Origin of the sequence: Streptococcus sp. CF8-6 (genome assembly GCF_024295845.1) — a bacterium.
GTDB classification, from domain to species: Bacteria; Bacillota; Bacilli; order Lactobacillales; family Streptococcaceae; genus Streptococcus; species Streptococcus oralis_BO.
In genome coordinates this window covers 58851-70914 of sequence record NZ_JANCOF010000003.1, presented here as the reverse complement: position 1 = coordinate 70914, position 12064 = coordinate 58851, and the positions used below count along the sequence as shown (strand labels likewise).

The window sequence follows — 12064 nt, the reverse complement described above, 5'->3', positions numbered from 1 at the left end:
TAGCTATTGTAACAAAAAAGTCACCCGAAGGCAACTTTTTTTGTCCATAATACTGCAAAATAGAAAGGATTATTCAGAGCTAAAAGCTGCTGCTTTTTGCATTTGGTAATACTTACCCTTTCTAGCCATGAGGTCCTTATGGTTCCCATGCTCAACAATGTCACCATCTACCAAAACTAGAATCAAATCCGCATCCTGAATGGTTGATAAACGGTGAGCAATGATAAAGCTTGTACGTCCCTTCATCAGTTTAGCAAAGGCATCCTGTACTAGCACTTCTGTCCGTGTATCGATGGAAGAAGTCGCTTCGTCTAAGATAAGAATCTTAGGGATAGCTAGAAAGACTCGGGCGATGGTCAAGAGCTGGGCTTGCCCAATAGAGAGGGATTCTCCTGCATTTTCCAACTTGGTATCGTATCCCTGTGGCAACTGTTGGATGAAAAAGTCTGCATTGGCTGCCTTTGCAGCAGCAATCACCTGCTCCCGGCTAGCATCAGGATTTCCAAAGGCAATATTGTCATGAATGGTTCCTTGCTTGAGCCAGGTTTCTTGGAGCACCATGCCAAACTGCTGTCTCAATGATGCTCGGGTATAGTCGTAAATGGAACGACCGTCCAGCAAGATTTCTCCAGAGTTAATGGGATAAAAACGCATGAGGAGATTGATAAGAGTTGACTTACCCGCACCTGTCGGACCAACGATGGTCACCTTGCTACCAGCTGGGATATCAATAGACAAGTCCTTAATCAAGATCCTTTCAGGATTGTATCCAAAAGAGACCTGTTTAAAGGAAATGGCTCCCTTAACCTGGTCACTGGTCAAGACTTCCTTACCTGTTTCAGCTACTTCAGGACTTTCTAAGACAGCATAGACGCGCTCTGCACAAGCTAGAGCACTTTGCAACTCAGCTAGCACTGAAGAAATATCGTTAAAGGGCTTGGTGTATTGTTGGACATAGTTCAAAAAAGTCACTAAACGACCGATAGTCAAAGTTGAACACATCATGATACGATAGGCTCCCACTCCAGCAAGAAGAGCGTAAATGAGCGCATTGACAAAGCGAGTCGAAGGATTAACCGTTGAAGAATAAAAGATGGCTGACTGAGAATAGCCTGCGTAGTTGGCATTAGCCTCATGCAGTCTTTGGATAAACTCTGTCTGAGCATTAAAGGACTGGATAATGGTCTGCTGGCTAAGTGATTCTTCAATCAACTGAGTCTGAATCCCCCTCGTCTCTGTTTGCTTCTGGAAGAGATGATAAGATCTCTTGGCAATAAAGCGTGAAATCACCATGGATAGTGGTGTCAACAGCAAGACCAAGAGGGTCATGAGGAGATGAATTTGGATCATGGCTAAAATACTAACCAAAATCATCAAAACACCAATGAAAAATTGGTTAAAAATCATGGTCAAGCCGGCTGCCAGCTGCTCTATGTCTGTGGTCACTCGACTGACCATCTCTCCACTGCCTTGCCGATCCACAAAAGCAATCGGTAACCGATGGAGCTTATGAATAATTCGCTCTCGTAAATCTCTGGTATAAGAGAAGATTAGGCGATTATAGAGAAGAGGATTGACCCATTGTACCAGAGTATTTCCTATGACCACCAAGATCATCTGGATGAAAATCTGCCAAAAAATTACTGAAGAACCAGCCACTAGGACTTGGTCGATGACCTGCCCAATCAAAATAGGTAGGTAAATCGATAAACCAACTTGGGCAATAGTTCCTAGAAAGGCTAGGAAAAGGAGGAAGGGATGGCTTGCTAAATCTACGGCCAAACGTTTGAGCGTCTGGTTTGCAGTTTGTCGTTTCATGCTAGTCCTCCTTTCCATGTTGGGATGCATTGATTTCACGATAGACTTGGCTAGTTTTCATCAAGTCATCGTGCTTGCCAATAGCTAGTAGCTCACCTTTTTCCAAGAGGAGAATCTGGTCAGTCATCTGAAGTGTCGAAGTCCGTTGAGAAATCAAGATTAAGCTCGTGTTAGGTAAATTCTCTCGGATAGCTTTCAAGAGCTTAGACTCGGTGATGGTGTCGAGGGCCGAGGTCGCATCATCCAGGATGAGAAATGGAGCTTGGCGCAAGACTGCACGGGCGATAGACAGCCTTTGTTTTTGTCCGCCTGAGAAATTTCGACCTCCTGCCTCAACAGTAGCATCCAAAAGCCCTTCCTTTTCACTGACAAAATCCTTAGCTTGCGCAATCTCCAAGGCTTGCCAGAGTTGCTGGTCCGATACTTCTCGATTGAAACCTAGAGTCAAGTTGGAACGAATAGTTCCTTTAAAGAGTTCGACCTTTTGGGGTACATAGGCAATCCAAGACCGCCACTGCTCAAGATTAAGAGGACTACGTCCATCTCGATAAAGGTCAATGATCCCCTTGTCTACTGGATAAAGTCCAAGTAAGACTTGCACCAAGCTTGACTTACCAGAACCCGTTCCTCCGATGATACCAAGGATCTGTCCTTGCTTCATATCAAAGGAAATGTCTCTCAGAGAAGGCTGAGCCGCATCAGGATAGGTAAAGGTTAATTCTTGTACTTGTAAAACCTGATTACCGGCAGCTTGCTTTTGTTCTAATTCTGAATGAATATCCTCTGGAGCTTCGGCAAAGACTTCCTCGATTCGCTTAGCTGAGATATAGGACTGATTGAGAGAATTGATCAGCATGGCTAATTTGACCAATTCCACCAAAATCTGCAAGAGGTAGTTGATAAGGGCAATGAGAGCACCTTGACTAAGTAAACCTCCTTGAATTGAAATATAGCCCTGCCAGATAATAACAAGGAGAGTTCCATTAACAATCAGATAGGTCAGAGGTGTTAACAAACTAGACCAGAAGCCTGTTTTTTCTTGCAATCTGGCATAAACTTGGTTAAGAGTTTGAAAAATCTTTAACTCTCGTTTTTCCTGACCAAAAGCACGAATAACTCGCATCCCTTGCAATTGCTGGCGCGTTTCCTGAACCAGCTGGTCCGTTTTCTTTCTAAGACTACTGTAGAGAGGATTGACCAATCGAGAGAGCCCGACAATGACAATCGTCAAAATGACAACCATGACTAAGAACCAGAAAGTCAGCTCAGCAGAAATGCGATAGGCCATAAAGATAGCCCCAAAAACAATAATGGGCGCTCGCAAAAAGAGGCGCAGAAATTGATTGATCCCAGTCTGAATCTGGTAGGTATCCGAAGTCAAGCGAGTCACCAAGCTCGAAGTTGTCAAACGATCTCTGCTATCCTTGGGTAAGGAAAGAATATGACGATAAAGGTCGTCTGTCAGTTCTTTGGCAAATCCAACCGCAGCCTTGGCTGAGTAAAACTGGGCTACCAAGGCCACTAAAACGCCAATCACTGCAAAGATAAGAAGCAGGCCAATCTGCATCCAAAGGTGCCCTTGATCTCTCTGAGGCAAGGACTGGTCAACAATCCCGGCAATCACCATGGGAACCAAGAGTTCAAAAACAGCTTCTAGTAGCTTGAACAAGGGTGCCAAAATGGATTCTTTGATGTAGGGTTTGAAGTAAGATAGTAAGTGTTTCATAAGTCCCTTCTATTCTTATTCTGGAAATGAAGAAAGTGGGAAGCCCCACCATCTCCGTTTTATTTGTTTAAGTAAGGTAATAGATAGCCATATCCTGCTTTTTCCATCTCATCCTTGGCTACAAAGCGTAAGGAAGCAGAATTAATACAGTAACGGAGGCCACCTAACTCCTGAGGTCCATCTGTGAAAACATGACCCAAGTGAGCATTGCCTGAGCGAGAACGAACCTCGATTCGCTCCATCCCATGGCTCAAGTCCTTGTAATAATGAATCAATTCCTTGGAAATTGGACGGCTAAAACTTGGCCAACCACAACCTGAAGCAAACTTATCCTTGGCAAAAAAGAGTGGCTCGCCAGTCGTGATATCTACATAAATCCCTTCTTCGAAGGTCTGGTCATAAGCATTACTAAATGGAGCCTCTGTAGCAGCTTCTTGGGTGACACGATAGGACTCTTCAGTTAAGTTTTCCTTTAACACCTCTTGACTAGGCTTTTCATAGTTAGAGGCATCAATCAATGGCTTCTCAGCATCGGTCACATCGATATGACAGTAACCAGAAGGATTTTTCTTGAGATAGTCTTGATGGTAGTCTTCAGCCAGAATGTAGTGACGAAGTTTCTCCACCTCTACTGCAATCTTTCGACCCAGCATGCGTTCTTGCTCCTGCACCACTGTGTAGATAGCCGGCAAGTCTGCTTCATCTTGGTAATAGATCCCAGTTCGATATTGGCGACCACGGTCATTCCCTTGTTGGTTAATAGACAAGGGATCAATGACACGGAAATAATAAAGCAAAATCTCTCTAAGTGACACCGCTTTCTCATCATAAATCACTTGAACAGTCTCTGCATGGTCTGTTTCCTTGAGCAACTGGTAATTGGTCGTTTCGACTTGGCCATTAGCGTATCCGACACTGGTTGCTAGCACTCCAGCAATTCGGGAAAAATACTCCTCTAGGCCCCAAAAACAACCACCTGCTAGATAAATTTCTGCCATCTTTATTTCTCCTTTATCAAGTTTTTAACTAATACTCTTCGAAAATCTCTTCAAACCACGTCAGCTTACATCTGCAACCTCAAAACACTGTTTTGAGCTAACTTCGTCAGTTCTATCCACAACCTCAAAACACTGTTTTGAGCAGCCTGCGGCTAGCTTCCTAGTTTGCTCTTTGATTTTCATTGAGTATAAACTTCTTTTCAAAAAAAGGATAGGAAGCCCTCTAGTCAAGAGTTTCCCCATCCTATCTTCTATTCTTTAGTTTGCTTCGACACGGACACCTTGGGTATCAACCTTCAAATCATGCAGTTTGCCTTTGAAGGGTTGCTTTTCCAATTCTGCCTTAATCGCTGGCATCTTGTCATGAGAAGCCAAGACCATAACTGTTGGCCCGGCACCTGAAAGATAGGTTGCATAGGCACCATTCTCTTTGGCTACTTGCTTAATCGTCGCAAATTCACGGACCAGACTTTGACGATAACGCTCGTGGAAGAGGTCCCCCTCGATTGCTTGCCCAGCAGTCACCATATCTCCTGCTAACAAGGCTGCAACGGCCACATTGGCGATAGAACTAGCTGCAACAGCTTCCTTGTAGGACAATTTCTTAGGAAGGACACCACGGCTATCGCGAGTGCGCAATTCATAGTTAGGAATGTAAGCTAGAAAATCACATTCTGGGAAGTCAGCCACGATTGCTGAAACGTGACCTTCAACGGAACTCGCAACAACAAGATTTCCATAGATAGCTGGAGCCACATTGTCAGGATGCCCTTCAATCTTGGTAGCCAACTGCAATTTGTCGTGGTTAGATAAGTTGAGCTTGCCCAGTTGGTTAGCCAGTTCAATCCCAGCAACGATAACCGAGCTAGAAGAACCCAAACCACGCGCCAAGGGAACATCACTGGTCATTTTCAAACGTCTCGGTTGCAAGTCAGGCGCAATTTGTAAGGCAATCTTAAGCAAGAGATTACGCTCGTCATGTGGAATCCATTTGCCAATCTGGTGTTCAATCAACCACTCATCTCGTTCTTCACAGACCTCAATTTGAAGATACTTGGTTACAGCTACACCAACCGAATCAAAACCTGGCCCAATATTGGCACTGGTTGCAGGTACAATAATCTTCATCCTATTCTCCTAACACCTTGAAGGTATTCAAGAGGTCAAATTCTGAAGCTTTGGCCAACTCAGCTGAAACATTCTCAAGCTGCGCTTTATTGATCTTATGTGTAATGATGACTACACGCGCCTTGTCACCCTCTTTGCCATCTTGGAGGATTTGCTTGAAGGAAATATCTTGAGCATTAAAGATTTCAGCTAGTTTCAAGACCTGACCTTTTGAGTCTGGAGCCAAGATTGAGAAGTAGTAATTAGCTTTAACATCTTCTGGATTAGCCAAGACTAGGTCACGGCTGTATTCGTTGAAGTCTTTACCAATAGTGCCATCATTCAAGCGACGAACGATACGGACAATATCTGCTACAACACTTGTCGCAGTTGGTTTTTGACCCGCACCTGGTCCGTAGTACATAGATTCACCGATGCCGATAGACTCCACAAAGACTGCGTTCATTACCCCATTCACACTGGCAAGTGGATGTGCTTTAGGAAGGAAGGTTGGAGTCACTTCTGCAGCAATACCTGAAGGAGTTTCCTCGATAGAACCAACCAATTTCACTACATAGCCAAGGTCTTGGGCCACAGCTACGTCTTCTGGTGTGATGTTGCGGATTCCCTTGTGGGCTACATCGTCAAAGGCAACCTTCATACCAAAAGCAAACTGGCTCAAAATCACCATCTTGTAGGCTGCATCAATCCCATCCACGTCATTTGTAGGGTCACTTTCTGCAAATCCAAGTCTTTGAGCTTCGGCCAGAGCATCATCATAAGACCAGCCTTCTTCCACCATCTTGGTCATCATGAAGTTGGAAGTTCCATTAACGACACCAAGAACGCGCGTAATTTTGTCAGAAGCCAACGAATTTGCCAAAGTACGAAGAATTGGAATCCCACCAGCTACTGCTGCTTCATAGTAAAGTGCTACATTATGCTCTTTAGCGATTTCTAACAATTCTGCACCATGAACAGCCAAAAGGTCCTTGTTAGCAGTAACAACGTGTTTCCCAGCTTCTAAGGCACGAGTGATAAAGGTCTTAGCTGGTTCGATACGCCCCATCAATTCCACTACGATGGTAACATCTTTGTCTGCTAAAATATCATCTACATTGGTCACAAAGTTAAAGTCATTTCCTGCTGCAAGCAAGCGGTTCTTCTCATCTTCATCCTTGACCAATACCTTGGCTACTTCAATCTCAGAATGAGCTGACTGAACGATTTTTTCTCCATTTTCCTTTAGTAGGAATGGCACACCACTTGCAACGGTACCAAATCCAAGTAAAGCAATTTTAACTGTCATGTTTGTCTCCTAGAAATTTTCTGATATAGCCATTATAACAGAATTTTGTGAAAATTCCTATTATAGTAAATCACTATTTCAGTCTAGTAAAGAAAAAACGAATCCCATGATTCGTCTTTCTTGATAAATGAAAATTGATTTTAAAAATTATGAACGAATCTTTTGCAAATTAAGAACCGCATCGTGATTGATCAAGATTTGTCCATACTCTTGCAAAACGGAACGACTGATGTCACTGTCGTCTGCAAATTCACGCATACGAGCCAAGAGCCAGGCTGGATATGGACTTGGATGATTTTCCACATCAACTAAGATTGTCAAATAATAGTGTCCATTCATCTTATAGAGTTCAGAGGTTTCCATCTGGTAGTTAACCGTCTTTGCAAAAGCAACTAAGTCAGCAAGGCTTGCAAAGCGCAGGATATAGTAGATATAAGGTTCTTTCTTACTCTCAGTCTCCTTTTCTGCCTGCTCTTGCTCTTCTTCCTTTGCTTCGACCTGCTCTAGAGATTGGATGGCATCAATATCGTCCTTGGTCTTATCTGCAATGCTCTTTTCCAAGGTTTTGAGAAATTCATCCGGCGACATTTGGGCTAATTCTTCCATGTCTGGTAGATCCGCCAAATCTTCAAAATCCAGATTTTGGTCAATCTTGGATTTGGTCACAAAGACGTCCACCTTATCAGGTTTTGGCGTCACGCGGAAACTCAGCATGCCACTATCCAAGAAATTGTCTGGCATCTCTAACTCATCTAAAATAGCATAGAAAAACTCTTCGGTTTTTTCCTGAGGAACGAGAAAGTCTGCAATCTCCATTCCTCTATCCATCAAATCATCTAAAGTCATCGTGATTTTCAGTGTTGTATCACTAATTTGTTTCATCTTCATATCTAGTAACCTCATACTTTCAGTCTATCTATTATACTAGATTTTTACGATTTTATCAAAAGAATGAAGCGAGAATGTGATATAATACTAGATATGATTTTAGATTTAAGAAAGAAAGTTCAATGAAAAATATAAAAGTAAATGCCTTGGCCAGCTTGCTGGTCAATATTCTCAATATCGTTTTTCCACTGATAACCAATCCTTATCTGACGCGGATTCTCAGCAAATCCAATTACGGTTATTTCAATACAGCCAATACCTGGGCAAGTTTCGTTATTCCACTAGCTGCCTTTGGAATATACAACTACGGGATTCGAGCTATTAGTAAAGTCAAGGATGACAAGAATAAAATCAACTACGTCTTTTCTAAGTTGTTTTATATCTCGGTTTTCACCTCTCTCCTGACGACAGGTATCTACTTCCTCATTATCTTCTTTGACACCAGCATTGAGAATCTGAAAGTCCTGTACTACATCCTAGGGGCCCAAGCACTCTTCCAATTTCTCAATATCGAATGGATGAACGAGGCTTATGAAAATTATGCCTTCATCCTCTATAAGACATTGATCATCCGGATTGCCATGCTGGTCGCTATCTTCACCTTTGTTAAAACGGCAGATGATATCGTTCCTTATGCTATCGTTATGACAGCAACCACTATCTTCAACTACCTGCTCAGTTTTCTTTGGATTAAGAGAGAAGTTTCCTTTGTTAAGATCGGTCTTATTGAATTAATCAAAGCATCTAAACCGCTCTTGACTATGCTTCTCTTAGCGAACGCTAACATGCTCTATACCTTGCTTGATAGAATGTTTATCACCAAGGGACCAGATGAAAACTACATTTCTTATTACACTATTGCTTCTAGCATCGTTATGTTGATTGCCAGTGTCTTAAGTGGAGCTATCAACGTCAGCATTCCACGACTCGGCTACTATCTCGGTAAGAAAGACTACGATTCTTATAAAAATCTTCTGAATCAAGGAGCTGCTCTCTTTTACTTCCTCATCATTCCAACTAGTATTGGGATTATAGTATTAGGAAACTACGCAGCAGTTATCTACTCTTCTGAAAAATACCTCGAAGCTGGTATTGTGACTAGTGTCTTCGCCTTCCGTACCATCATCTGGGCCATTGAGTTGATCCTTGGTAAACAAATTATCTTTATCAATGACCACGAAAATCGTTTGACTGCCTTTTACTTCCTTGGTGGTGGCGCCAATATACTATTAAATAGCATCTTGTATTTCAATAATATTTTTGCACCTGAGTACTATATCGCTACAACTATTCTTGCAGAGACTATCGTCGTTCTCCTGGAAATACGCTTTATTCAGAAACACCAACTGATTGATTTGAAAGAAATCTTTGCTACTCTGACACGTTACACTATTGTATCCCTTGGATTCATACCGATCTATTTTGCGTTTAAATTTCTTTTCCAAATCAACTCTTACACAGTCAACTTCAACATGATTCTCATGGTTCTCTCGACTGTTGCGGCTTGTGGTATCTATTACCTCTTGACCCTCTTTATCACCAAAGACAAAACACTCCACTACGCACTGAACCTTGTACTTGCTAAATTAAAACGAAATTAAAAAATCCCCTACTGATAAATTAGTTGCCAGTAGGGGATTTCTTCTTTATTCTTTTTCTTTCTTTTCAGAAGCGTTGGCTTCTAGATTTGAATCTTGTTTAGGTTGTTCAACAATAGAGGAATCAGCTTCTTGTTTCTGTTCTGGCTTGACTGCCTCGCTATCTACAGCAGCAACAGCCTGTTTCCAGATACCTTCTTCGTTTACTTTGTAACCATCAGGTGTTGTTGCGTTCTTCAACAAAGAACCATCAGCTTGGAAATAGTACCAATTACCATCAAGCTGTTTCCAACCCGTTTGCATAGCTCCTGATTCATCAAAGTAATAATGATCACCATTTACTTTATGAAGGCCAACCAACATGATGCCATCTTCAGGATTTAGATAATACCAGACACCTTTGTCTTTTATCCAACCAGTTTTCATAGCTCCATTTGATTCAAAGTAACGGTAATGATTATCAAACCATTTCCAGCCAGTTTGCATGGCTCCAGATTTGCTAAAGTAATATTGCTTACCATCTACTTGATGGGAGCCAACTAACATAACGCCTTCCTTACCTTCAAGATAATACCAGGCATCACCATCTTTCAACCAACCAGTTTGGAGTGCGCCCGACGTAGCGTAATAATGCCAAGAATCATTTGACCACTGCCATCCAACTTGCATAGTACCTGCTGAGCTGAAGAAATAGTTCTTACCGTCAATCTCTTTAGATCCTACAGCCATAATACCAGTTTCTGGATCCAAATAATACCATGATTCTTTATCTTTCAACCAACCAGTTTTCATAGCACCTGAGTTTGTATAGAAGTACCAGCTATTTTCTTGCCACTTCCAGCCAGTCTGCATGGCACCACTAGCATTCAAATAGTAACGAACACCATTTATATCTTGTCTGCCAGTTAACATGATGCCATCTTTATCCAGATAATACCATGTTTCCCGATCCTTAACCCAGCCGGTTTTCATAGCTCCAGAACTTGCAAAATAGTTCCAGTGACCATCAACAAAGACCCAGCCAGTTTGCATGATACCTTCTTTGTCAAAGTAATAAGTTGTGCCCTTGATGTCTTTTTTACCAACAGTTAGAATACCATCCTCATCATAATAGTACCAATTTGAAGCAATTTTTTGCCAAGACGATGCTTTTCCTTCCGACTGCAGGGCACCACTACTAGCAAAGACCATCTTCTTACCATTATAAACCTGAAGACCTGTCAGCATCTTACCTTCTTTGTCAAATAGATATTTCTGACCATCAATTTCAACTAACTGACTGTAACTTCTTGCTCCACTTGATGTGATATAATACCAAGTACCATCTTGCTTAAACCAACCAGTATCTTGCATTTGTCCATTGTTGTTCAAATAATACCAGTTACCATCTGTTTTTTCACGAGAGTCGTTCAAATGAAGCCATCTACCTGCCTGCATTTGTCCTTGACCATTAAAGAAATAGTAAATACCATTTATTTTGCGCCAACCGATTGCCATCTGATCATCAGACAAGCGATACTTCCAGTTACCATCTTCTTTATACCATGTTTCACTAACAGTGGGGATATTAGGTAGAGAATCGGACACGTTTGTAAAACCATTTTTACTAATTGTAAAGACTGTTGCATCCTTGGTCTGGCTAGAAGCATGAACTACTTCAATACCATGCTTCTTAAGATATTCTCTGGTTGTGGCAAGATTGGCTTCTGCTGCGGATGTATGAACCACCATACTAGGGGATAGGGAGTCTAAGAAAGGAATCGTGTTTGAAATTTTGGCATCATAATGATGGTTCCATTTCATCATATCAACTTTTCCAATCTCAGGACCTAATTTATCCTCTGCCCCCTCAGCATTATCCAAGTCACCACCCAGATAAATCTTTTTCCCCGCCACAGTTACTACCGCCACAAGGGAATTGGAATTATCATCATAGACTCTCTTGAGTTTACCGTCACTGTCATATTCGTTTTTATAGTTATAAAGCTGAATATCCATATCACCTAGAGTGAAATGACTTTCCTTCTCTGTGATGTCTTGCACAAGAGTTACACCGCGCTCTAGAGCCGTCTTGACAGCATTGTCATAATTAAAAAGATTGTCCCACAATCGCCATTTTGATGTGATGCGCTCATCGGAGTATCTCTTCAGATAAAATCTGTCTACAGGATAACGTTTTAGAACTTCATCCGCCGATCCAATATGGTCACTATGGACGTGGGTTCCTAGAATAAAATCTAACTTTTGTATCCCAAGGTGTTTCATGTGACGGAAGAGACGATCTTCTAATACATACTCATTGTTTATACTAATTCCTACACGACTTGGATAACGCGGATTACTGCCATCTGGAAAATCATAGTCTTCGCCCATGTCAATCAAGGCATAATGACCATTACTTTCTAGAATAATAGCATCACTTCCTGATACTCCTTTGGTATTGATAAAATGGATTCGGTTGCTTGAAGCATCTGCCTGAACTGCTGGTGTAAATAGTCCAAAGACAAGCAACAAGACTAGGGAAGTAAATACAAGGGTTTCTTTTATCTGTTTCTTTTTCATATAAACCACTTCTTTCTTTGATAGCGGAAGCTAGGATGAGAATTCATCCTGGTAGTAA

Annotated in this window: 8 protein-coding genes; 1 reads left to right on the top strand and 7 read right to left on the bottom strand. The window is 41.8% G+C overall.

Annotated features, from left to right (window positions below):
- Nucleotides 1-69: 69 nt before the first annotated feature.
- From NML69_RS05470 to mecA, 6 genes are all read right to left on the bottom strand, one after another.
- Nucleotides 70-1818: an ABC transporter ATP-binding protein gene (locus tag NML69_RS05470; protein WP_254725564.1), complete on the bottom strand. Its 1749-nt coding sequence runs from the start codon at nt 1816-1818 to the stop codon at nt 70-72.
- Nucleotide 1819: 1 nt separating this feature from the next.
- Nucleotides 1820-3544 (bottom strand): ABC transporter ATP-binding protein, encoded by a 1725-nt coding sequence (locus NML69_RS05465; protein WP_254725563.1) that lies wholly within the window; start codon nt 3542-3544, stop codon nt 1820-1822.
- Between the two features lie 59 nt (nt 3545-3603).
- Complete coding sequence (gene msrB / locus NML69_RS05460) at nt 3604-4542, bottom strand: peptide-methionine (R)-S-oxide reductase MsrB (RefSeq protein ID WP_254725562.1); 939 nt, start codon at nt 4540-4542, stop codon at nt 3604-3606.
- Between the two features lie 258 nt (nt 4543-4800).
- Nucleotides 4801-5670, bottom strand: coding sequence for a homoserine kinase (gene thrB / locus NML69_RS05455; protein WP_125457230.1), 870 nt, complete (start codon nt 5668-5670; stop codon nt 4801-4803).
- A gap of 1 nt (nt 5671) precedes the next feature.
- On the bottom strand, nt 5672-6958 hold the full coding sequence (locus tag NML69_RS05450) for a homoserine dehydrogenase (RefSeq protein ID WP_215804779.1): 1287 nt from the start codon (nt 6956-6958) through the stop codon (nt 5672-5674).
- Between the two features lie 147 nt (nt 6959-7105).
- On the bottom strand, nt 7106-7846 hold the full coding sequence (mecA, locus tag NML69_RS05445; protein WP_254725859.1) for an adaptor protein MecA: 741 nt from the start codon (nt 7844-7846) through the stop codon (nt 7106-7108).
- 122 nt (nt 7847-7968) lie between these two features.
- Here mecA and NML69_RS05440 point away from each other — a divergent pair, with 122 nt between their 5' ends.
- Entirely contained in the window at nt 7969-9447 is a 1479-nt protein-coding gene (locus NML69_RS05440) for an oligosaccharide flippase family protein (protein ID WP_254725561.1), read from the top strand.
- A 45-nt stretch (nt 9448-9492) separates the two neighbouring features.
- Here the strand turns inward: NML69_RS05440 and NML69_RS05435 are convergent, their stop codons facing one another.
- Nucleotides 9493-12006, bottom strand: a complete 2514-nt coding sequence (locus NML69_RS05435; protein ID WP_254725560.1) for an MBL fold metallo-hydrolase — start codon at nt 12004-12006, stop codon at nt 9493-9495.
- Nucleotides 12007-12064 lie beyond the last annotated feature (58 nt).